Here is a 21,565-nt window from a genome sequence, read left to right as displayed (position 1 = left end):
GTCTCCCTGGACGCTCAGTCCCCCTGGAATCGGGGCTTCTGCTTGGCGGCAAAGGCGCGGTAGGCGCGTTCGAAGTCGCCGGTCTGCATGCAGATTGCCTGTGCCTGGGCCTCGGCCTCGATGGCCTGCTCCAGGCTCATCGACCACTCCTGGTTGAGCTGGGTCTTGGTAATGCCGTGAGCGAAGGTCGGGCCGCGGGCCAGGCGGGTGGCGTAGTCGATGGCCTCGGCCTCTAGCGCATCGGCTTCGACCAGGCGGTTGTAGAAGCCCCACTGATGGCCCTCTTCCGCGCTCATGCTGCGCCCGCTGTAGAGCAGGTCGGCGGCGCGGCCCTGGCCGATGATGCGCGGCAGCATGGCGCAGGCGCCCATGTCGCAGCCGGCAAGCCCCACCCTCGTGAAGAGAAAGGCGGTACTCGCCTGGGGTGTGGCGAAGCGGATATCCGAGGCCATGGCGATGATGGCGCCGGCACCGACGCAGACGCCGTCGACCGCACTGATCACCGGTCTTCCGCAATGGATCATCGCCTTGACGAGGTCGCCAGTCATGCGCGTGAACTCGAGCAGCCCCTTCATGTCGCGCCCGACCAGCGGGGCGATGATCTCGTGGACGTCGCCGCCGGAGCAGAAGTTGCCGCCGTTGGAGGCGAACACCACGGCCTTGACGTCCTCGGCGTAGACCAGGTCGCGGAAGGTATCGCGCAGCTCGGCGTAGCTATCGAAGGTGAGCGGGTTCTTGCGCTCGGGGCGATCCAGGCGAATCACCGCCACCTCGCCCTCCATGCGCCACTGGAAATGGCGGGGCGTCAATGCTGCCAGCTTCATGATCGTTGGACTCCGGTATCGGCCGGCAAGCGGTGGAGCAGCTCGCCGATATGGTGGGCATCCTCTGGGCTGACCCCGTCGAGCAGGGCATCGACCCAGCGCTCGTGGGCCACCGCCATGGTGGTGAAGGCGTCACGCCCGTCGGGGGTCAGGCGTACCAGGGTGGCGCGGCGGTCGCCCTCGATGGCGATTCGCTCGACCAGGCCGTCGTCGGCCAGGCGATCGACGATGCCGGTGACGTTGCCATTGGAGACGCGCAGACGCTTCGAAAGCTCGTTCATCTTCAGCCCATCGCAGTCACGGTAGAGCGCGGCCATGACATCGAAGCGCGGCAGGGTGAAATCGAACTCCACGCGCAGCTTCTCGCGCAGTGCCGCCTCCACCTGGCGTGTCACCCGCAGCATGCGCAGCCAAAGGCGCAGGCGCTCCTTGCTCAGGGTTCCCTGTTCCGCCAGCGGGGCTGTCATGTCTCGCCTCCCGAGATCGAGATCGCCTGGCCGTGGATGGCGCCGCTATGCGGACCGCAAAGCCACAGCGCCGTGGCGGTGACCTCGGCGGGTTGAATCAGGCGCCCCGTGGGGTTGGTCGATTGTAAGTGGGCGCGGGCCTGTTCCGCTGTCTGGCCGGTCTTGGCCACGATGGTAGCGACGCTCGCCTCGAGCAGCGGGGTCTCGGTGAAGCCGGGACACAGGGCATTGACGGTGATATCGCGCCCCGCCGTCTCCTGGGCCAGGGCGCGCACCAGGCCCACCACGCCGTGCTTGGCCGCGCAATAGGGGGCCACATAGCCATAACCCTTGAGCCCGGCGGTCGACGCCACGGCGATCAGCCGGCCGCCATCGCGCAGGTGCTTGAGCCCTTCGCGCAGGGTCAGGAACACGCCGGTCAGGTTGACTTCCAGCATGCGCTGCCACTGGTCGAGTTCGGTGCGCGAGAGCGGGGCGCTCTCCGCCGCCCCGGCATTGGCGATCACGATATCGACCCCACCCAGGTGATCGAACAGCGACACCATGTCGTCTTCCTGGGTGACGTCGGCGACGGCGTAGGTGATCGACGGGTGGCGAGCGGCCACCTCTTCGAGCGGTTCGGCCCGACGACCGGTGATGACGACATCGGCGCCGGCATCGGCGAAGGCCAGCGCCATATCGGCGCCGATGCCGCTGCCGCCGCCGGTGATCACGACCCGCTTGCCCAGCATCGTGGCGTTTCTGCTCATGCTCATGTCCAGCCCTCGCCGCGCTCGGCCAGGCGCTGAAGCTGGTCGCGACCGGCACGGTAGGGCGCCGGCCAGTCGCACTCGGCATCCTGGAGGCCGGCGGCGGCGTGCAGCGTCCAGTAGGGATCGGCCAGGTGTGGCCGGGCCAGGCACACCAGGTCGGCGCGTCCGGCCATCAGAATCGAATTGACGTGGTCGGCCTGGTAGATGTTGCCCACCGCCATGGTGGCCATGCCGGTTTCGTTGCGGATGCGATCCGAGAAGGGCGTCTGGAACATGCGGCCGTACATCGGTCGGGCGCGGGTCGAGGTCTGCCCGGCGGAGACGTCGACGATGTCGACCTCGGCGGCCTGAAGCAGACGAGCAATCGCTACCGCGTCATCGGGGGTGATGCCCTCGTCGCCGACCCAGTCGTTGGCCGAAATGCGCACCGAGAGCGGCTTGTGCGCGGGCCACGCCTGGCGCACCGCGCGGATTACCTCCAGCGGATAGCGCATGCGGTTCTCGAGCGAACCGCCGTACTCGTCGTTGCGGTGATTGGTCAGCGGCGTGATGAACGACGACAGCAGGTAGCCATGGGCGGCGTGCACCTCGAGCATATCGAAGCCGGCGCGCTCGGCCATGCGCGCGGCGGCGATGAACTCGTCGCGTACCCGGTCCATGTCGCTGCGGTCCATCGCTTTCGGCACCTGGTTGCGTGTCGACCAGGGCACGGCGGAGGCCGCCATGATCGGCCAGTTGCCTTCGGGTAGCGGGGCGTCCATCTCCTGCCAGCCGAGCTGGGTCGACCCCTTGGGGCCGGAGTGACCGATCTGGGCGCATAGCTTGGCCGACGTCTCGGTGTGGACGAAATCGCACAGCCGCTGCCACGCCGCCTCGTGCTCGGGGGCGTAGAAGCCGGGGCAGCCCGGCGTGATACGCCCCTCGGGGGAGACGCAGGTCATTTCGGTGTAGATCAGTCCGGCGCCGCCCTTGGCGCGCTCGGCGTAATGCACGAAATGCCAGTCGGTGGGCCTTCCCTCCACCGCCTTGTACTGGGCCATGGGGGAGACCACGATCCGATTGGCCAGCGTCATGTCGCGCAGTTTGTACGGGGCGAACATCGGTGCCCGACGAGAGCCCTCGTTGCCGGCGCGGGCCTGAAACCAGCGCTCCGCACTTTCCAGCCAGTCGGGGTCGCGCAGGCGAAGGTTCTCGTGACTGATGCGCTGGGAGCGGGTCAGCAGCGAATAGTTGAACTGCACCGGGTCGAGGTCGAGATAGCGCTCCACCTGCTCGAACCACTCGGTGGAGTTGCGTGCCGCCGACTGCAGACGCAGTACCTCGGTGCGGCGCTCCTCCTCGTAGCGGGCGAAGGCGGCGGCCATGTCGGGCTCGCTGTGCAGGTACTCGGCGAGCGCGATGGCGCTCTCCAGCGCCAGCTTGGTACCCGAGCCGATGGAGAAGTGGGCGGTGGCGGCGGCGTCACCCATCAGCACCATGTTGCCGAGACTCCAGCGCGCGCATAGCACGCGCGGAAAATTGATCCAGGCCGAGCCGCGAATGTGGTTGGCATTGCTCATCAGCGCATGACCGCCGAGATGGCGCGCGAAGATACGCTCGCAGGTGGCGACCGACTCTTCCTTGCTCATCTCGCCGAAACCGAAGGCGCGCCAGGTGGGCTCGCTGCATTCGACGATGAAGGTCGCGGTGTTCGCGTCGAACTGGTAGGCGTGAGCCCACACCCAGCCGTGCTCGGTCTTTTCGAAGATGAAAGTGAAGGCGTCGTTGAAGGTCTGCCGGGTGCCGAGCCAGACGAACTTGCAGGCGCGCACCTCGATATCGGGCTCGAAGTGCTCGGCGTAGCGCTGGCGGGCACGCGAGTTGAGCCCGTCGGCAGCCAGCACCAGGTCGAACTCGCGGCGCAGGTCGTCGATATCCGCCTCGGGGATGTCGGTCTCGAAGCGCATCTCGACGCCGAGCTCGCGGGCGCGCTGCTGCAGCAGTATCAATAGCTGGCGGCGGCCGATGCCGCAGAAGCCGTGGCCGGTGGAAACCGTCCGCACACCGTTGTGGATCACCGCGATATCGTCCCAGTAGGCGAAATGCTCGCGGATGCGCGAGGCGCTCACGGCGTCGTTGGCGGCCAGGTTGTCGAGCGTTTCGTCGGAGAGCACCACGCCCCAGCCGAAGGTGTCGTCGGGCCGGTTGCGTTCGATCACCACGACCTCATGGGCGGGGTCGTGCAGTTTCATGCTGATGGCGAAGTAGAGCCCCGCAGGGCCTCCGCCAAGACAGGCAATCCTCATGGCTTGGAACCGTGTCGTTGTCGTTGTCGTTATCTCGAGCCTAGGTCGGATCGGATAATAGTTCAAGCTTAAAGTTTCAAGCTTGAACTTTTCTTGAAATTACCACCTTTCGTCGCGCCGGGCGCACAAAAATGTGCCGCAACGGTCCTGTGCTGCGACGATCGGAGCCAGGCCGGTCGGGCTGGCAACAGGGTAAAAGCTGAGTCGTCAGGCGGGGTTAGCGTAGTTGAGCGCCAGCGGCTGGCAATGGAGCACAGCGAAGCGTACCGGTCGTGCCTCGGTTGCCTGCGTTTTTCGTCTTCGGAAGGATTGACACTACCGTTGGCAGGGGTGAGTCTGTGGTTTCGAGCTTGGCAAGCTGCCGAAATCGACAGGCTTCACAAGGGAAGGAGGCTCGCAAGATGCTGGAACAGTGCAAGACCGCTCGAGAGCGCTGGGGAGGCGTGCATCAGCTCATCGACCGATGGCTCGATGAGCGCCGTGAACTGCTGGTGAGCTTCGTTGATCTCAAGGAAGCCTGCGACACCGAACTCGAGGCGGTCAGCAAGACGCAGATCGATCGTTTCAGCGAGCTGTTGATGGACTACATCAGCGCGGGCCACTTCGAGATCTACCCACAGCTGCGTGAAGAGGCCCAGGCCTTCGAGGATCACGATGCCCTCGAAATCGCCGCCAAGCTGTTGGAGCGGCTCGAGCTTTCCACCGAGCTGGTGCTTGCCTTCGACTCCGACTACTCCACGCCGGTTCGCTGCCAGCACTTCCTGCCGCGCCTGCCTGCCTGGCTAGATCGTCTGGCCAAGGGGCTGACCGAGCGCTTCGCCCTGGAAGACCAGTTGATCGCCCGCCTGCACGCGGCGCACACGCCGCGGACCGAGACTTCCTCCGTCAGTTAGAGCGGGTTCCCGGTACGAGTGGCGAGGCCGCCTTGGCACGATAGAACCAACGAAAACGCCCCGAGTCACCTCGGGGCGTTTTCGTTGGAGGCTGGCCGACCGACTCGCATGGCTGGGCTCGCTATGCCTCGGCTGGTTCTACGCCCGCATGACGACGCTTGCCACGCCCCAGCACCAGCATGCAGGGCGTGAGCAGCAGCGTCAGTCCCGTGGCGAACGTCAGCCCGCCGGCGATGGCGCTGGAGAGCTGCGTCCACCACTGCGTCGAGGGAGCGCCGATGCCGAGACTGGGGGCGAACAGGTTGACGTTGATCTCGAGCACCATCGGCATCAGTCCGAGCACCGTGGTGATGGCGGTGAGCAGCACCGGGCGCAGGCGCAGGCCCCCGGCCTCGAGCGCCGCGTCGTACGGGGCGAGTCCCGCCTTTCGCAGCTCGTTGTAGGTGTCGATCAGTACGATGTTGTTATTCACCACGATGCCGGCCAGGGCGATGATGCCCATGCCGACCATGACGATGCCGAAGGGCTGGCCGTTGACCAGCAGCCCCATCAGCACGCCGGCGGTGGAGAAGACGATAGCCGAGAGCACCAGCATCGACTGGTAGAGGTTGTTGAACTGGGTGACGAGAATCAGCAGCATCAACCCGATGGCCACCAGGAAGGCGGTGACCAGGAAACGGCTCGCTTGTTCCTGATCCTCCTGCTCGCCGGCGACGTTGACCTGGACGCCCTCGGGCGGGCTGCCGAGGGCGTCCAGCAGGGCCCGCAAGCGCTCGTCGGGCTGATAACCGCTGGCGACGTCCGCTTCCAGGGTAATGGCGCGCTGGCCATCGATGCGATGCAGCGTTCCTACCCTCGGGGCCGGCTCCAGACTGGCGAAATGCGAGACGGGTACCTGGCCGCGCGGCGTGTTCAGGGTCAGCCGATCCAGCTGATCGAGACTGCGCCAGGTCTCAGGCAGGCGTACGCGAATATCGACTTCGTCGCGGGCGTAGGAGGGGCGGTAGGTGGCCACCTGCAAGCCGTTGGTGATCAGCTGCACGGCGCTGCCCACCGCGGCGACGTCGGCTCCCAGGCGCGCAGCGGCGGCACGATCCACATTCAGCCGCCACTCCACGCCGGGCAGGCTGCGGTTATCCTCGATGTCGCGAAAGCCGCCGAGCCGCCCCATCTCGCGACGAATGGCCTCGACGGCGGCCTCGCCCTCGGAGGCTTCCCGGGCGCTGATCTCGAGAACGATGGGCTTGCCGCCGCTGGGCCCCTGGTCCTGTTCGCGAAACTCCAGCACCACCCCCGGCAGGTCGGCGGTACGCTCGGCCATTTCGTTCATGATGACTCGCGCGGGACGCCGCTGCTGCCAGTCGATCAGTTGGAACTGCACCACGCCGATCACATCGCTGCCGATCTGCTCGTCGGGCGCGCCGTAGGAGCGGGCGTAGAGCGCCTGCACTTCGCTCATGCCCGCCAGCCGCGCCTCGACCCGGCGCACGATGACGTCCTTCTCGTCGGTGGCGTAGTCGCCGCGGGCGCGGATCACTACCTGGGCATTGTCGGGCTCCACCTCGGGAAAGAATTCCACGCCGTGGTTGAAGCGGCCGTAGCCGACGAAGATCAAGGCCATCAGCAGCAGGGTGAACAGCAACGTGATGCCTGGCCGAGCCAGCAGGCGGGCAAGCACGGCGCGATACCATCGCCCCCCGGCGCTGATCAATTCGTCGCCATGCTGAGCCTTGGTGCGGCGCGAGCTGAACACTCCACCCAGGGTGGGCAGGAAGATCAGCGCCATGGCCAGCGAGGCGAGCAGGCAGAGGATCACCGTGGCCGGGAGATATTTCATGAATTCGCCCACCACGCCCGGCCAGAACAGCAGCGGGAAGAACACGGCGAGGGTCGTGGCGGTGGCGGCGATGACCGGCCAGCTCATGCGGGAGGCGGCGTTGATCCAGGCCTCGCGCGGCGCCTGGCCTTCGCGCAGGTGGCGGTCGGCCAGCTCGCTGACCACGATGGCACCGTCCACCAGCATGCCGGCGACCAGGATCAGGGCGAACAGCACCACGATGTTGAGGGTGTAGCCCACCGCCCAGATCAACAGGATGCCGGTGAGAAAGGCGCCGGGTATGGTCAGGCCCACCATCAGCGCCGAGCGCAGCCCCATGGCGGCGAGGATCACGATCAGCACCAGTGCCACCGCGGTGAGCACGTTGTTGAGCAGCTCCGAGAGCATCTGCTCGACGGTTACCGATTGATCCATGATGGTGGTGACCGTCAGTTCCTCGGGCAGCAGCGGGGCGGCCTCGGCGAGGATGTCGTGCACGCTCTCGATGGTGGCGATCAGGTTGGCGCCGGCGCGCTTGGCGATTTCCAGTACCAGAGCGGGCTCGTTATCGATGCGGGCATAGCCCTGGGGATCCTTGAAGGTGGGGCGGATCCAGGCCACGTCGGCGAAGGTCACGACCCGGTCGCCGTCGACCTTGACCGGCATGTTCATGACGTCTTCGAGGGTCTCGATCACCCCCGGCACCTTGACCGGCGCGCGCCCCGCCCCGGTATCGAGGCTGCCGGCGGCGACCAGCCGGTTGTTGCGGGTGACCAGGTTGAACAGCTGGTCGAAGTCGACGCCGTAGCTGTCGAGCACCAGCGGGTCGAGAACGATCTCCATCAGTTCCTCGCGCTCGCCGCCGATCTCCACCTCGAGTACTTCCGGGATACCTTCGATGGCATCTTGCAGGCGGCGGGCGATGGCCAACTGCTGGCGCTCCTCGATCGGCCCGGAGATGCCCAGCGTCAGGACCGGGAAGAGCCCCACGTTGACCTCCATGACCCGCGGTTCGTCGGCTTCCTCAGGCAGCTCGGCGTTGGCGATGTCGACTCGCTCGCGCACGTCGGCCAGCGCCCGACGCGGATCGAAGCCGGCATCGAACTCCAGGGTGACGGCGGCATAACCCTGGCTGGACTGCGCGGTCATCTTGCGCACCCCCTCGATGGTGCGCAGCTCCTGTTCCATGGGGCGCACCAGCAGCCGCTCGCCGTCCTCGGGGCTCACGCCCTCCAGCGTCAGCGAGACGTAGATCATGGGAATCGCGATATCGGGGTTGGCCTCCTTGGGTACCGCCTGCCAGGCGGCGAGACCAGCCAACAGCAACGTGACCAGCAGCAGCAGGGTCGTGCGCGAACGATCCAGGGCGGCCTCGATCAGCGTGCGCATGTCAGGGCAGCTCCTGGGTAAGAGGGTTCTCGTCGATCTGATCGGCGGTGACGGCGGTGACACGTTCGCCGGGCGCGACGAAACCGCCGCCCAGCGTGATCAGACGGATCGTCTCGGGCAGCCCCACGACGCTGACCTCGCTGGCATCGGCTTCCACCAGTTCGACGGCGGTACTGACCACGCGGCTGTCGTCGTCGAGGTGCTTGACCCTCAGTTGGCCCTGGTCGTCGAGTTCCAGCAGGGCCGGAGAAAAGCGGTGCACCTCTCGCTCGGGCAGGACGATCGACAAAGTGGCGCTGGCGCCGGCCAGGCGCCGCCGCTCCGGGTTGTCGAGCTCGGCTTCGATGTGGAAGGAGCGGGTGGCGTCGTCGGCACGGCTGGCGACATGGGTCAGCTCGCCGGGCAATTGGCTCCCATCCAGCAGGCGCACCTCGACCGGCAGGCCGGGGCTCAGCTTCAGGACATCGCGCTGGGCGACCCAGGCGCTGGCGACGAGTCGACGGTCGTCGACGAGGCGACCGTAGGCCTCGCCGACCTGCAGCACCTCGCCCAGCTCCACGTCGAGGCGGTCGAGCACACCGTCGAAGGGAGCGCTCGGACGCGTCTCGTCGAGTGTCTGGCGTAGCTCGGCCAGCTCCGCTGCGGCCACGCTGACGCTGCTCTGCAAGCGCAGGTATTCCGGTTGGGAGATCAGGTCGCGCCGGCGCAGGTCGGCGGCACCGGCGAGCTCGGCCCGAGCCAGCTCGAGCTGTTGCTCGGCCCGCTCGAGCTGGGCTTCCAGCGCATCGCGGGACAGCGCCAGCAGGCGATCGCCAGCCGACACCGAGGCACCCTGGTTGACCGGCAGTTCGACGACGCGTCCCGCATGGCGCGTGCGCAGCTCTACCTCGCGCACCGCCTCCAGCTGGCCTTGGGCCACCAGGCGTGGCGTATGCGGTGTGGCGCGGCTCTGCCGGTACTCGACCCGCGTCGGCGTGTCTTCCGTCGCGGCGGACGACTCGGGAGGTTCGCTCTGGAAACGCTGTATGTCGCCGAGGGCCAGCCACAGCAGCAGCGCTACCAGCACGAGAATGGCCAGCAGAACGGAAATGGGGGGGCGTCTCAGCATGCAACCTTCCCTGGAGTGCGATTGACGACGAGGTGGCGATTAGGCGCGAGTCGGCACAGCATACCTCAGGTCGAGCTGCGCATCAGCCAATGCTCATCGAGGGCGCACGGGCCACGGCCCGCGCCTCCCTAGCCGGAGGTCGGATTGAGTTTTGTGCGGTGCAGGCATAACATCTTGGCGGTCCGGATTTCGGCCAGGGCGGACGCGGATCCGCAAGGCTCATCCTCACGGCGACCTAATCGAAGGAGCAATGATGAAAGATCCCGTACGTATTGCCATCACCGGCGGTGCCGGCCAGATCAGCTACTCCCTTATCTTCCGTATCGCGGCGGGTGACATGCTGGGCCCGGATCAGCCCGTCATTCTCCAGCTGCTCGAGATCCCGCAGGCGATGGACGCGCTCAACGGCGTCGTGATGGAAGTCAACGATTGCGCCTTCCCGCTGGTGCAGGACATCGTGGCCACCGACGACCCCAATGTCGCCTTCAAGGATGTCGATTTCGCCCTGCTGGTGGGTGCCCGTCCGCGCGGCCCGGGCATGGAGCGCAAGGATCTGCTCGAGGCCAACGCCGCCATCTTCTCCGTGCAGGGCAAGGCGCTCAACGACAACGCCAGCCGCAACGTGCGCGTACTGGTGGTGGGCAACCCGGCCAACACCAACGCGCTGATCGCCTCCTGCAACGCGCCGGACCTCAATCCGCGCCAGTTCACTGCCATGACCCGCCTGGACCACAACCGCGCCCTGACCCAGCTGGCCCAGAAGACCGGCAAGCGCGTCACGGACGTGGACAGCATGATCATCTGGGGCAACCACAGCGCCACCCAGTACCCCGACCTGGCTCACTGCAAGGTGGCCGGCACTCCGGCCTTCGATCTGGTCGAGCGCGATTGGTACGAGAACGACTTCATCCCCACCGTGCAACAGCGCGGTGCCGCCATCATCAAGGCGCGCGGGGCCTCTTCTGCGGCTTCCGCGGCATCTTCCGCCATCGACCACATGCGCGACTGGGCGCTGGGTACCGATCAGGTGGTGAGCATGGCGATCCCCTCCGACGGTAGCTACGGCATCGCCGAAGGCATCATCTATTCCTACCCGGTGCGCTGCAAGAACGGCGACTACGAGATCGTCCAGGGTCTTGAAGTCGACGAATTCAGCCGCGCCAAGATGAAGGCTACCGAAGACGAGCTTCGCGAAGAGCGCGCTGCCGTCGAGCACTTGCTGGGCTGACAAATGCCTGCGCGAGTGAATCGCTGTGTTGCGCGGTGCTCGTAACCCTCACATATACCCCATATGCTCGGGTTCCTGTGCGCCGCGCGCCTTGCGCTTCATTTCGCTCGGCTATTTGCTCATAGCATAGCCAGCGAGAAAAACCCCGGAGGTGTCAGGCCTCCGGGGTTTTCTTGTCTTTCGCCTTTACTCTTCCAGGCGCGAAGCGCAGTTCCTACGACTCTGAACCGGCGAAGTCGGTCAGCCGCGCAGGCTCATGATGCGCCAGCCGCGCCGTTCGGCTTCCTCGCGCAGGATGGGGTCGGGGTCCACCGCCACCGGGTTCTCGACCTGCTCCAGCAGCGGCAGGTCGTTGTGAGAGTCGCTGTAGAACCAGGCGTCATCGAGGGTGAAATCCGTGTCGGCGAGCCACGCCTCGAGTCGTTTCACCTTGCCTTCCCGGTAGCTCGGGGTGCCGCTGATCTTGCCCGTGTAGCGCCCGTCCACCACTTCCGGCTCGACCGCGATCAGATGATCCACCCCCAGGCGTTGGGCGATGGGGGCGGTGATGAAGCGGTTGGTGGCGGTCACGATCAGCAGGGTGTCCCCACGGCTACGGTGACGTGCAAGCAGTTCCTCGCCCTTGGGCAGGATGCTGGGTTCGACCTTGCTGGCCATGAACTGCTGGTGCCATGCCGCGAGCTGCTCGGGGGTATTGTCCGCAAGGGGCTTGAGCGCCACGGCGAGAAAGGCGTGAATGTCAAGGGTGCCCGCTTCATAGTCGGCCATGAAGCGGTCGTTGGCCTCGCGGTAGGCCTGTGGTTCCACGGCCCCCTGTTCGAGCAGAAACTCGCCCCAGGCGTGGTCGCTATCGATGGAAAGCAGGGTGTTGTCCAGGTCGAAGATGGCCAGGCTCACGGCGTGCCCCTTGCAGACGTTGAGTAAAGAAGTACCGCTGTTTCGTGAAAGCACGCGATTATGTCAGACAACGATCGCGCTGCTAAGCCCGCTGTCGTGTGTGCCGTGCCGCCTGACAACGCTTGACACTGCCTCTTTGTTGTATTGATGCCATTCGCGGCAATGTGGAAGAATGGCTGCAATGACGAATTTACAAGGTGACGTCCGTGATCGACGCTGACGGCTTTCGCCCCAACGTTGGCATTATCATCGCCAACGCCCAGGGGCAGCTGCTTTGGGCGCGTCGGGTAGGACAGAATGCGTGGCAGTTTCCCCAGGGAGGCATCAAGTCGACCGAAACACCACAGCAGGCTCTGTACCGGGAGCTGGAAGAGGAGATCGGGCTGACCGCCGCCGATGTCGAACTTCTCGCCTGTACCCGGGGTTGGCTGCGCTATCGCCTGCCGCGACGTATGGTACGCATGAATTCTCGGCCGGTCTGTATCGGCCAGAAGCAGAAGTGGTTCCTGCTGCGCATCCGCTGCCAGGAGAACCGCATCTGCATGGACGGTTCGGCCAAGCCCGAGTTCGATAGCTGGCGTTGGGTCAGCTACTGGTATCCGCTGGGCCAGGTGGTGCCTTTCAAGCGCGAGGTCTATCGCCGTGCGTTGAGCGAGCTGTCGCCCAGGGCACAGCGGCTGGCGCTGGAAGGGCGCTGAGTCCATGCAGTACGACCGGGGCCGACGCAGAGCCCCAAGACGATGACCCGTCTGCCTTCGGTGACGGTCAAGGCCTAGTTTCCTCAGCCAGGCGGGGGACGATAATAATGGAAAGCAAGACGCCGATGCTGGAGGTGTTGCGCCGGGTCATTCAGGAAGTCAACGGGGCTCGCAACCTCGACGCGGCACTGGCCACCATGGTGCGCCGAATCCGCAAGGCGATGCGTACCGATGTCTGCTCCTTCTATCTCTATGACCGGGAGATCGAGCAACTGGTGCTGATGGAAACCATCGGTCTGCACAGCCAGGCCGTGGGGCGCGTGAGCCTGCGCGTGGGCGAGGGCCTGGTGGGCCTGGTGGCCGAGCGCGAGGAGCCGCTCAATCTCGAGGATGCGCGCGCGCATCCTCGATTCCGCTATTTCGAGTCCACCGGTGAAGAGCGCTACTCCAGCTTCCTCGGCGTGCCGATCATCCACCAGCGCCGCATGCTCGGGGTGCTGGTCGTGCAGCAGAGCGAAAAGCGCCGCTACGACGAGGAAGATGAAGCTTTCCTCATCACCATGGGGGCTCAGCTCGCCGGGGTGTTGGCGCATGCGCTGGCCACCGGTAGCCTGACTCGGCCCACGCTGCCCGGCGGCCAGGCGCTATTCAACGGAGTGGCGGCCTCGCCCGGTATGGCCATCGGCGAGGTAGTGGTGGTGGCGCCGCTGGCCGACCTCAATAGCGTGCCCGATCTGATCCCCACCGATGTCGAGCACGAGATCGCGCGGCTGAAGGAGGCCATCGGGCGGGTCCGCGAAGAGATTCGCGCCGCCGGCGAGCGCCTGGCCAACCGAATCTCGGCCCAGGAGCTGGCGCTGTTCGAGGTTTATCAGCAGATGCTCAGCGAGGCGGCGCTCTCCCAGGAAGTCGAGAAGCGTATCCGCGAGGGACAGTGGGCGCCCGGCGCGCTGGCCGACGTGGTGCGACGCCACGTGCAGTACCTCGAACGCGTCGACGACGACTACCTGCGTGAGCGGGCCGCCGATGTGCGTGACCTCGGGCGTCGAGTGCTGGCTCACCTGCAGGAGGAGACGCCGCAGATACCCGACGTCTTTCCCGAAAGCACCATTCTGGTGGGTGACGAGATCAGCGTCGCCACCCTGGGCGAGGTGCCGCGCGAACGCCTGGCCGGCCTGGTGTCGGCGCGCGGCTCCAGCACCTCTCACGTGGCGATCGTCGCCCGCGCCATGGGCATACCCACCGTACTAGGCATGGTCGACCTGCCGCTACCCCGTCTCTCCGGGGCCGAGGTGGTGCTCGACGGCCATCGTGGGCGGCTCTTCGTGCGTCCTTCGGACGAGCTCAAGAACCGCTATCGCAGCCTGATCGCAGAGGAACAGGCGCTGACCGAGGTACTCGAGCACGAGCAGGACCTGCCCAGCGAGACGCCCGACGGCCATGAGATGCCGCTGATGGTCAATACCGGCCTGGCCATCGATACCACCGTATCGCTGAGAAAGCGCATCAGCGGCGTGGGCCTGTACCGCACCGAGGTGCCGTTCATGATCGCCGAGCGCTTTCCCGGCGAGCAGGAGCAGGCGCGACTCTATCGCGATCAACTGGAAAGCTTCGCCCCATTGCCGGTGGTCATGCGTACCCTCGACATCGGCGGCGACAAGGATTTGCCCTATTTCCCCATCGAGGAGGCCAATCCTTTCCTTGGCTGGCGCGGCATTCGCGTCACCCTGGATCATCCCGAGGTGTTGATGGTACAGCTGCGGGCCATGCTGCGTGCCTCCCACGGCCTCGACAATCTGCAAGTGCTGCTGCCAATGGTGACCAACGTCGACGAGGTCGACGACGCCCTGCGCCTGCTCGACCGCGCCATCCGCGAGCTGGGCGAGGAGGGCATCGAGGCGACGCGGCCCAGAGTCGGCGTGATGATCGAGGTACCCGCTACTCTCTACCAGCTCGATGCGCTGGCCGAGCGAGTCGACTTCTTCTCCGTCGGCAGCAACGATCTGACCCAGTATCTGCTCGCTGTCGATCGCAACAATCCCCGTGTCGCCGCCCTCTACGATTCCTGCCATCCGGCGGTGCTGGGCGCTCTGGCGCGGCTGGCCGAGGAGTCGGCGCGGCTGAAACGGCCCATCTGCGTCTGCGGCGAACTGGCCGGCGACCCGGCAGGCGCTCTGTTGCTGATGGGCATGGGATTCGACTCGCTGTCGATGAATGCCCCCAGCCTACCGCGGGTGCGCGCCGCCATTCGCCGGGTGTCGCTGCACGCGGCGCGGGAACTGGTGGACGAGACGCTGGCTCTGAACACGCCTTCCGCCGTGCGCAGCCATCTGTTCGCGCGCCTTAGCGAATGGCAGCTGGCGCATCTGCTGCCGCCCCGGGACTGACTGCGCATGTGTCTGATCGCCTTCGACCATCGCCCCGGAAGCCCCGTGCCGCTGCGGCTGGTGGCCAACCGCGACGAATTCCATCATCGCCCCACAGCGCCACTGGGCGCCTGGGAGGAAGTCCCGGATATCGTCGGTGGGCGGGACCTGGAGGCCGGCGGCAGCTGGCTGGCCGTGCATCGTCGCGGGCGACTGGCGGCGGTGACCAACGTGCGCGACCCGTCGCTCAGAGTATCGGCCGATGCGCCGAGTCGCGGTCTGTTGGTGAAACGGGCGCTCGAGTGCGACGACCTGGGCGCCTGGATGGAGGCCCTGGCCGCGGGGGACGGGTGGAAATACGCCGGCTTCAATCTGCTGGCCGGCGACGGCGAACGGCTCTGGCATCTGCATCGGGGACGCGAACGCCTGGTGCTCACGCGGGTCGCGCCCGGCGTGCATGGACTCTCCAATGCCAGCCTGGACACGCCGTGGCCCAAGTTGATTGCCGCGCGCCAGGGGCTGTTGACCGCGCTGCGCCGAAAGTGGCCGGACGATGCCCTCATCGCGATGAACGACGACACCCCGGCGGACGACGCCCACCTGCCCGATACAGGAGTGGGGTTGGAGCTGGAGCGGCTGCTGTCGGCACCCTTCATTGTCGGCGAACAGTACGGGACGCGCGCCACCACTTGGTTGACATGGCATGGCGAAGCCGGCGTCATCGAGCTGGAGGAGCGGCGTTACGGTCCCTACGGGCATCCGCAGGGAACGCATCGCGAGCGCGTGGCATTGCTGCACCGCCATGACAGCCGAGGCCCGGCGGCGTAAACTCACGGCATCGTCGCATGGCATAAGGATGAGAATGCCCGTCGCAACGCGCAAGGACCGCTTCTGGTCGTTTCTCGTATGGCCGCTGCTCTGGCCGCTGCTGTTGGCTCAGGCCGCACTCGTGTTGCTGTGCTTGGTGGTGGGGTTGGTGCTGTGGCTGGCTACCCCCGACCCCACGTCCTGGGCTGAGTCGGGATGGCTATTGCTGGCCCTACTGATCGGCACGACGCTGACCACTACCGCCTTCCTGCTGCAGTTGCGCTACCGCATACGCGATTACGAAGCCCAGATGACCGCTCGCCTGAGCCGCATCGAGCGGCTGTTGGGCGAGACCGAACGGGGGCTGCCCCATTGGCTAGGTGCGCCCGAGCAGGGCGAAGCCAGGGAGGACGTCCTGCCTAGACGCCTGGAGCGCTTGCAGGAGCGCTTGGCCGAGCTGCAGGTGCGCTTGACACGGATACCGAATCTTGAAGAGTTGCTGGTGGCGAGTCCGCGACCGGCGCTGCTGCTCTACCATGGCCGCGTCATCGGCACCAATGTGGCCATGGAGCAGTTGCTCGGGGACAGTCCCGAGTCCTTGAGGGGCCAGGATCTCTCGACGCGCATGAAGAGAGACGAGGAGAGCGGCGACAGACCGACCGAAGTACGCATGCTGGATGCCGAAGGGCGCTGGCGGCCGCTGCAGATGGAATGCCTGGATGCGTCGCCTTACCAGCTGTTGCTCTTTCATCAGGAGCGAACGCCGCACCTGGGCAATCTGGTGGCTGCGCGGGAGCGCGCGCGCGAGGACTCGCGACTCAAGTCGCATTACCTGACCTTGCTGCAGCGCGAGCTCGAGCCGCTGCTGACCGATCTCGGGCGAGAGATGGAGAAGGTGCCGGAGCGTGACGACCCCCGCCATCTCGCCGAGCTGCGCGAGCGCATGGCGGATGTGATGCTGCTGGTCAGCAGCCTGGCCGGTGACGGGCGGGGCGAACGCGACCCCGATGCAGCGGATGAAACCCAGCTCGAAGGAGCCCCTCGCCTGGAGCGGAAGGCGCCATTGAGAGTGCTGGTGGTCGATGACGGGCCCGTCAATCGCATGCTCGCCCGCCAGGTGCTGGAAGGGCGTGGGTTTCGGGTCGACAGCGTCTCCGGCGGCCAGGAGGCGCTGGAGCGTCAGCAGCGGCAGGCCTACGACCTGGTATTGATGGACATCTTCATGCCCGACATGGATGGCGTGGAGGCGGCCCGGCGCTGGCGCGAGCAGGAGGCGCAGATGACGGAGCGCCGGCGCAGCGTGCTGGTCGCGCTGACGGCCAACGCCACGGAGAGCGATCGCCGGCGCTTTCAGGAGGCCGGCATGGACGACTATCTGGCCAAGCCCTATGGCCCACGCGCACTGCTCGATCTGCTCCGGCGCTGGCGACCCGACGCCTTCGAGGAAACCTTCACGTCATGACCCTGGCTTTGACACTGCTAGGCTATCTTGCCCTGGGAGCGGTTGCCGGCCTGATGGCGGGCCTGTTCGGCGTCGGCGGAGGGCTTGTCATCGTCCCGGCGCTGGTCTTCGCCTTCGGCCTGCAGGGCGTCGACGCCGGCATCGCCATGCACCTGGCCATTGGCACGTCGCTGGCCACCATCGTGATCACCGGAGGCTCCTCGGCCTGGGCGCACTATCAGCGAGGCAGCGTTCAGCGTGACGCCTTCCTGGCATTGCTGCCCGGACTCATGCTGGGGGCGGTGGCCGGCGTTTTCGTAGCCGGTGCGCTCTCCGGCGGCCTGCTGGGGACCTTGTTCGGCATCTTCGTCATTCTGATGGCGTCGAGAATGGCCATGGGCTTTGGCCCCAGGCTGGGGCGTCGAATGCCGAGCCGGCCGGTGATGGGCGTGGCCGGCAGTGTGATCGGCGGTGTCTCCGCGCTGTTCGGTATCGGCGGCGGTACCCTGTGCGTGCCCTGGCTCTCACGCTGCGGTGCCTCCATGGCCCAGGCGGTGGGCACCGCGGCGGCCTGCGGCATGCCCATCGCCCTGTTCGGTGCGGTAACCTTCATTGCGGTCGGGTGGAACGATCCGCGGCTGCCTGCGGGGGCGACCGGTTTCGTAATGTGGCCCGCCTTCCTGGGAATCGTCATGGCCAGCGTACCCTGCGCGCGGATCGGCGCACGGCTGGCCCATTCGCTTCCCGCCCGCGTATTGCGACTCTCCTTTGCCGGCCTGCTGCTGCTCGTGGGCCTGACATTCCTGTTCTGAGGTAACCATGCTCGACTATCCCGATATCGATCCCGTCGCCATCTCGCTGGGGCCGTTCCAGGTCCATTGGTACGGTTTGATGTACGTCATCGGCTTCGCCGGCGCCTGGTGGCTGGGGCGCAGGCGCGCCGCACGCATCGGCTTGACCCACGACGACATCGGCGACCTGCTGTTCTATACCGCCCTCGGCGTGGTGATCGGCGGTCGGCTGGGTTACGCCCTGTTCTATGGCATGGGACAGTGGCTGGCCGATCCGCTATGGGTATTTCGCGTCTGGGACGGTGGCATGAGCTTCCATGGCGGTCTGATCGGGGTTCTGCTAGCCGTGCTCTGGTTCGCCCGCAGGAAACGCCTGGCGTTCTTCACCCTGACCGACTTCATCGCTCCGATGGTACCGATCGGCCTTGGCGCGGGACGCATCGGCAATTTCATCAATCGCGAACTGCCGGGGCGGACGACCGATCTCCCCTGGGGCATGCCGTTTCCCGGCATGGGGCCGGAGCCGCGGCATCCGACGTCGCTCTACGAGGCGCTGCTCGAGGGCCTGGTGCTGTTCGTCATCTTGTGGTGGGTGTCGGCCAAGCCGCGTCGGCGTGGCCTGGTCTCCGGCCTGTTCCTGCTGCTCTATGGCGTGTTTCGCTTCATGGTCGAATTCTTCCGCCTGCCGGATGCCCATATCGGCTATCTCGCCTTCGGCTGGTTCACCATGGGCATGCTGCTGACCCTGCCGATGATCGCCTTCGGGGTGCTACTGATCCTGTGGTCGCGCCGCAAGCCGGTGGATGCTGTGGGGGTCACCGAGTGAAACGGAGCTGGAATAGGAAGCGGAGGACGGGAGAGGTAGACTCTCGTTCCTATCGACCATTTGCAGAGTTCGCCAACCATGCCTGACGTCAACGCCCGGCCCGTGCTCGAGCAACCCGCTCTCGAGCAGCCCTATCTGGACCTTATGCATCTGGTGCTAGAGCAAGGCGTAGAGCGGGCCGATCGCACCGGGGTCGGCACCCGCTCCCTCTTCGGCCATCAGATGCGCTTCGATCTCTCGCGGGGCTTTCCGCTGGTAACCACCAAGAAGCTGCATCTGCGCTCGATCATCCACGAGCTGCTGTGGTTTCTGCGCGGCGATACCAACATTGCCTACCTCAAGGAGAACGGCGTCAGCATCTGGAACGAGTGGGCCGACGAGAACGGCGATCTCGGCCCGGTCTACGGCGCCCAGTGGCGCAGCTGGCCCGACCCGCGCGGCGGTCACGTCGATCAGATAGCCAAGCTGCTCGAGCAGATCCGCACCAACCCGCGCTCCCGGCGGCTGATCGTGTCGGCCTGGAACCCGGCGCTGGTCGATGAGATGGCGCTGCCACCGTGCCACTGCCTGTTTCAGTTCTATGTCGCCGAGGGACGACTCTCCTGCCAGCTCTATCAGCGCAGCGCGGACATCTTCCTCGGCGTGCCGTTCAATATCGCCAGCTATGCGCTGCTGACCCAAATGGTCGCCCAGGTCTCGGGGCTCGAGCCCGGCGACTTCGTGCATACCCTGGGCGATGCGCACCTCTATCTCAACCACCTGGAGCAGGCCGAACTGCAGCTGACTCGCACGCCGCGTCCTGCGCCACGGTTGGTGCTCGACCCGTCTATCGACGACCTGTTCGACTTTCGCTTCGAGCACATCGCCATCGAAGGCTACGACCCCCATCCCCATATCAAGGCCGAGGTTGCGGTATGAGAGACGAGACCCTGGTGCCGGTGGCCATGATCGCCGCGGTGGCGCGCAACGGCGTGATCGGCATCGACAACAAGCTACCTTGGTACCTGCCCGAAGATCTCAAGTTCTTCAAGCGCATGACCCAGGCCAAGCCGCTGGTCATGGGACGCAAGACGTTCGCCTCGATCGGCCGGCCGCTGCCCGGTCGGCTCAATATCGTGATAACGCGCGACACTGGCTTTCACCACGAGGGCGTGCGGGTCTGTCACGATCTCGAATCGGCGCTGTTCCTGGCCGACCAGCAGGCCACCATCGATGCCTGTGATGAGATCATGGTGATGGGCGGCGGCCAGATCTATGCCCAGGCGCTGCCCCATGCCAGTCGCATCTATCTGACGGAGGTGGATGTCGAGGTGCAGGGCGACGCTCGCTTCCCCGAGCTGGACGAGCGGGAATGGGAGGAGGTGCAGCGGATGCCCGGTTCGCCGGCGGAAGGGCAGCCGAACTACAGCTTCGTCGAGTACCGCCGTCGGCTGGATTGAGTCGGATGGTTTGTCAGCGTCTCGCTTCTGGCACACACTTGCTGGATCAAGGATGCGCCACTGCTGCCTATCGCTGTCGCCGTTCGCGTGAGCTCGCAGGGAAGCGTTGTTTTCCTAGGAGGATGCCGGTTTGATCAAAGAACCCTCACCCCACCTGTTCAGTGCCCTCGAGGCGCGCGCCGAAAGCGCCCTCGACGAGCTGCGCCACTGTCGCGCCAGACTGCAGGAGTTGGAGACCCGGCTCGCCGAATCCGAAGCGGCGCGCCAGGAGCTGGAAGCGGCGCGGCTCGAACTGATGGAAGAGAACCGCGAGCTCGACGAGCAGAACCGCGAGCTCGAGGAAGACAACAGACGGCTGCGCGAACGGCTGCGCAAAGGCGAGCCGGCCCCGACCTTTCCCGGCCCGACGCGTCGGGCCCAAGGGCTCGCCGCGCTGATGGGGCGCACGCGGGAGGAGCCGCCGCGCCCTGCTGCGGAAGCGCGTCCTGCAGAAGAGAGTGGCGGCAACGATGCCGCAATCCGGGACGATGCCGAAGCTGTGGCACCAACACCAACACCAGCACCAGCATCAGCACCGTCATCTGCTTCCGCTTCCCTCTGGCGTCCGACTACCGCGGAGCCGGCCGCGACGGACAAGGCCGCCCAAGCCGACACCGAGCGCCAGGGGGCGCTCGCCATCGAGCAGGCGCCCTCCGCCGATGCGCTTCTGGCGCAGTGGTATCAGCGCTATCCCGCGACGTTCTTCAAGGGGCATACCCGTCCCCTCAAGGTGGGCATTCACCAGGACCTGGCCGAGCGCGAGCCCTGGCCCGAGAAGCTGGTGCGTCGGGCACTGGCGGGCTACGTAAACCTGCCGCGCTACCTTAAGGCCGTACGCGAGGGCGCCGAGCGCATCGACCTGGAAGGCAAGCCCGCTGGCGAGGTCGACACCCAGGCGGCCGAGCATGCAAAGCGTAAGCTGGAGCGCCTACAGGTCGAACGCCGTCGCCGCAGCGGTGCGGCAGGAGACTCCCCGCGACGGGCGAACCCGCACAAGGGCCAGGATCACAAGGGTCAGAAAGAGGATAGGGCCGTTCGGCAGGGCAAAACCAAACGGCGTGAAGAAAATTCGCGGCGCGCCCAGGCGAAGGCGCCAGACAACGCCGCGCCCGAGTCGCGCCGAGCGAGCGCCGCGGAGGGCCAGCCCATCTTTTCCGCTGAACCGACGAATCCCAAGGAGCGCATGGAAGCCAAGCTCTCGGCGCTGCTGGCCAAGCACAACGGCGGGGCGAAAGGGCACTGAAGACGCGCGAGCGCGATGACCCTTTATCCTTGGGTTTACCTAACTATTTGATTTGGAAGCAGCGAAAAGCGTGGAATCGCCCATGCTTGCCAGCCTTGTATCAGCGGGGCATCATGTGCGGGCTCATCGCTGCCAGGCAAGCTGCTGTATGCCGCCTGCGGCAGGCGGTCACGAGGCGGGAAAGCCCGCGACCGCAAAAGCAGGGTAAAGTTCCGCAGGGGAAGTGGGGCTCGAAGGAAAACAGTGTTTTTTCTTA

General features: G+C 66.0%; 18 protein-coding genes. 11 read left to right on the top strand and 7 right to left on the bottom strand.

The features are described 5' to 3' along the window. Window positions 1-14 precede the first annotated feature (14 nt). From CYJ07_RS02905 to CYJ07_RS02890, 4 genes are read right to left on the bottom strand one after another with little or no spacing between them, the layout of a single operon-like run. The gene (locus CYJ07_RS02905; RefSeq protein ID WP_104202171.1) at window positions 15-824 is read right to left on the bottom strand and encodes an enoyl-CoA hydratase family protein; all 810 of its coding nucleotides are present in this window, start codon (window positions 822-824) and stop codon (window positions 15-17) included. Beyond that, entirely contained in the window at window positions 821-1,291 is a 471-nt protein-coding gene (locus tag CYJ07_RS02900) for a MarR family winged helix-turn-helix transcriptional regulator (RefSeq protein WP_104202170.1), read from the bottom strand. The genes CYJ07_RS02905 and CYJ07_RS02900 overlap by 4 nt, the downstream gene beginning before the upstream one ends. After that, the gene (locus tag CYJ07_RS02895) at window positions 1,288-2,046 is read right to left on the bottom strand and encodes an SDR family NAD(P)-dependent oxidoreductase (RefSeq protein WP_231489514.1); all 759 of its coding nucleotides are present in this window, start codon (window positions 2,044-2,046) and stop codon (window positions 1,288-1,290) included. The genes CYJ07_RS02900 and CYJ07_RS02895 overlap by 4 nt, the downstream gene beginning before the upstream one ends. Beyond that, window positions 2,043-4,328, bottom strand: coding sequence for a bifunctional salicylyl-CoA 5-hydroxylase/oxidoreductase (locus tag CYJ07_RS02890; protein ID WP_104202168.1), 2,286 nt, complete (start codon window positions 4,326-4,328; stop codon window positions 2,043-2,045). Before CYJ07_RS02890 ends, CYJ07_RS02895 begins: the two co-directional genes overlap by 4 nt. Window positions 4,329-4,729: 401 nt before the next feature. Between CYJ07_RS02890 and rsd the strand changes: the two genes are divergently transcribed. After that, window positions 4,730-5,221 (top strand): sigma D regulator, encoded by a 492-nt coding sequence (gene rsd / locus CYJ07_RS02885; RefSeq protein WP_104202167.1) that lies wholly within the window; start codon window positions 4,730-4,732, stop codon window positions 5,219-5,221. Window positions 5,222-5,342: 121 nt separating this feature from the next. On the opposite strand, the gene CYJ07_RS02880 is transcribed toward rsd, so the two are convergent. Further along, window positions 5,343-8,426, bottom strand: coding sequence for an efflux RND transporter permease subunit (locus CYJ07_RS02880; protein ID WP_104202166.1), 3,084 nt, complete (start codon window positions 8,424-8,426; stop codon window positions 5,343-5,345). Between the two features lies 1 nt (window position 8,427). Next, window positions 8,428-9,534, bottom strand: a complete 1,107-nt coding sequence (locus tag CYJ07_RS02875) for an efflux RND transporter periplasmic adaptor subunit (RefSeq protein ID WP_104202165.1) — start codon at window positions 9,532-9,534, stop codon at window positions 8,428-8,430. 253 nt (window positions 9,535-9,787) lie between these two features. On the opposite strand from CYJ07_RS02875, the gene CYJ07_RS02870 reads away from it, so the two are divergent. Next, window positions 9,788-10,762, top strand: a complete 975-nt coding sequence (locus tag CYJ07_RS02870; RefSeq protein ID WP_104202164.1) for a malate dehydrogenase — start codon at window positions 9,788-9,790, stop codon at window positions 10,760-10,762. 240 nt (window positions 10,763-11,002) lie between these two features. Here CYJ07_RS02870 and CYJ07_RS02865 read toward each other — a convergent pair whose 3' ends face one another. Beyond that, a complete protein-coding gene (locus CYJ07_RS02865) occupies window positions 11,003-11,659 on the bottom strand; it encodes a histidinol-phosphatase (protein WP_104202163.1) in 657 nt (218 codons plus the stop codon). A gap of 206 nt (window positions 11,660-11,865) precedes the next feature. Here CYJ07_RS02865 and CYJ07_RS02860 point away from each other — a divergent pair, with 206 nt between their 5' ends. The 9 genes from CYJ07_RS02860 to CYJ07_RS02820 all read left to right on the top strand — a co-directional run bounded on the left by CYJ07_RS02860 (window position 11,866) and on the right by CYJ07_RS02820 (window position 21,309). Beyond that, window positions 11,866-12,357, top strand: a complete 492-nt coding sequence (locus CYJ07_RS02860; RefSeq protein WP_104202162.1) for an RNA pyrophosphohydrolase — start codon at window positions 11,866-11,868, stop codon at window positions 12,355-12,357. A gap of 125 nt (window positions 12,358-12,482) precedes the next feature. After that, window positions 12,483-14,744 (top strand): phosphoenolpyruvate--protein phosphotransferase, encoded by a 2,262-nt coding sequence (gene ptsP / locus CYJ07_RS02855; RefSeq protein WP_104202343.1) that lies wholly within the window; start codon window positions 12,483-12,485, stop codon window positions 14,742-14,744. Between the two features lie 6 nt (window positions 14,745-14,750). Continuing rightward, entirely contained in the window at window positions 14,751-15,551 is an 801-nt protein-coding gene (locus tag CYJ07_RS02850; protein WP_104202161.1) for an NRDE family protein, read from the top strand. A 34-nt stretch (window positions 15,552-15,585) separates the two neighbouring features. Continuing rightward, the gene (locus tag CYJ07_RS02845; RefSeq protein ID WP_197038240.1) at window positions 15,586-16,992 is read left to right on the top strand and encodes a response regulator; all 1,407 of its coding nucleotides are present in this window, start codon (window positions 15,586-15,588) and stop codon (window positions 16,990-16,992) included. Further along, window positions 16,989-17,783, top strand: a complete 795-nt coding sequence (locus tag CYJ07_RS02840) for a sulfite exporter TauE/SafE family protein (protein WP_104202159.1) — start codon at window positions 16,989-16,991, stop codon at window positions 17,781-17,783. The genes CYJ07_RS02845 and CYJ07_RS02840 overlap by 4 nt, the downstream gene beginning before the upstream one ends. A gap of 7 nt (window positions 17,784-17,790) precedes the next feature. After that, window positions 17,791-18,588: a prolipoprotein diacylglyceryl transferase gene (lgt, locus tag CYJ07_RS02835; protein ID WP_104202158.1), complete on the top strand. Its 798-nt coding sequence runs from the start codon at window positions 17,791-17,793 to the stop codon at window positions 18,586-18,588. A 78-nt stretch (window positions 18,589-18,666) separates the two neighbouring features. After that, a complete protein-coding gene (locus tag CYJ07_RS02830) occupies window positions 18,667-19,506 on the top strand; it encodes a thymidylate synthase (RefSeq protein ID WP_104202157.1) in 840 nt (279 codons plus the stop codon). Continuing rightward, on the top strand, window positions 19,503-20,027 hold the full coding sequence (locus CYJ07_RS02825) for a dihydrofolate reductase (RefSeq protein ID WP_104202156.1): 525 nt from the start codon (window positions 19,503-19,505) through the stop codon (window positions 20,025-20,027). The genes CYJ07_RS02830 and CYJ07_RS02825 overlap by 4 nt, the downstream gene beginning before the upstream one ends. A gap of 130 nt (window positions 20,028-20,157) precedes the next feature. After that, window positions 20,158-21,309, top strand: a complete 1,152-nt coding sequence (locus tag CYJ07_RS02820) for a ProQ/FINO family protein (RefSeq protein WP_231489513.1) — start codon at window positions 20,158-20,160, stop codon at window positions 21,307-21,309. Window positions 21,310-21,565 lie beyond the last annotated feature (256 nt).

Origin of the sequence: Billgrantia saliphila (assembly GCF_002930105.1) — a bacterium.
Classification (GTDB): Bacteria; Pseudomonadota; Gammaproteobacteria; order Pseudomonadales; family Halomonadaceae; genus Halomonas; species Halomonas saliphila.
The sequence above is the reverse complement of the archived record's forward strand: the minus strand, read 5'-3'. Positions and strand labels throughout refer to the sequence as shown.

What these genes read in the sequence shown, in the direction of transcription:
- CYJ07_RS02905 (WP_104202171.1), bottom strand. Translation starts at nt 824, where the DNA reads ATGAAGCTGGCAGCATTGACGCCCCGCCATTTCCAGTGGCGCATGGAG.
- CYJ07_RS02900 (WP_104202170.1), bottom strand. Translation starts at nt 1,291, where the DNA reads ATGACAGCCCCGCTGGCGGAACAGGGAACCCTGAGCAAGGAGCGCCTG.
- CYJ07_RS02895 (WP_231489514.1), bottom strand. Translation starts at nt 2,046, where the DNA reads ATGAGCATGAGCAGAAACGCCACGATGCTGGGCAAGCGGGTCGTGATC.
- CYJ07_RS02890 (WP_104202168.1), bottom strand. Translation starts at nt 4,328, where the DNA reads ATGAGGATTGCCTGTCTTGGCGGAGGCCCTGCGGGGCTCTACTTCGCC.
- rsd (WP_104202167.1), top strand. Translation starts at nt 4,730, where the DNA reads ATGCTGGAACAGTGCAAGACCGCTCGAGAGCGCTGGGGAGGCGTGCAT.
- CYJ07_RS02880 (WP_104202166.1), bottom strand. Translation starts at nt 8,426, where the DNA reads ATGCGCACGCTGATCGAGGCCGCCCTGGATCGTTCGCGCACGACCCTG.
- CYJ07_RS02875 (WP_104202165.1), bottom strand. Translation starts at nt 9,534, where the DNA reads ATGCTGAGACGCCCCCCCATTTCCGTTCTGCTGGCCATTCTCGTGCTG.
- CYJ07_RS02870 (WP_104202164.1), top strand. Translation starts at nt 9,788, where the DNA reads ATGAAAGATCCCGTACGTATTGCCATCACCGGCGGTGCCGGCCAGATC.
- ptsP (WP_104202343.1), top strand. Translation starts at nt 12,483, where the DNA reads ATGCTGGAGGTGTTGCGCCGGGTCATTCAGGAAGTCAACGGGGCTCGC.
- CYJ07_RS02850 (WP_104202161.1), top strand. Translation starts at nt 14,751, where the DNA reads ATGTGTCTGATCGCCTTCGACCATCGCCCCGGAAGCCCCGTGCCGCTG.
- CYJ07_RS02845 (WP_197038240.1), top strand. Translation starts at nt 15,586, where the DNA reads ATGCCCGTCGCAACGCGCAAGGACCGCTTCTGGTCGTTTCTCGTATGG.
- CYJ07_RS02840 (WP_104202159.1), top strand. Translation starts at nt 16,989, where the DNA reads ATGACCCTGGCTTTGACACTGCTAGGCTATCTTGCCCTGGGAGCGGTT.
- lgt (WP_104202158.1), top strand. Translation starts at nt 17,791, where the DNA reads ATGCTCGACTATCCCGATATCGATCCCGTCGCCATCTCGCTGGGGCCG.
- CYJ07_RS02830 (WP_104202157.1), top strand. Translation starts at nt 18,667, where the DNA reads ATGCCTGACGTCAACGCCCGGCCCGTGCTCGAGCAACCCGCTCTCGAG.
- CYJ07_RS02825 (WP_104202156.1), top strand. Translation starts at nt 19,503, where the DNA reads ATGAGAGACGAGACCCTGGTGCCGGTGGCCATGATCGCCGCGGTGGCG.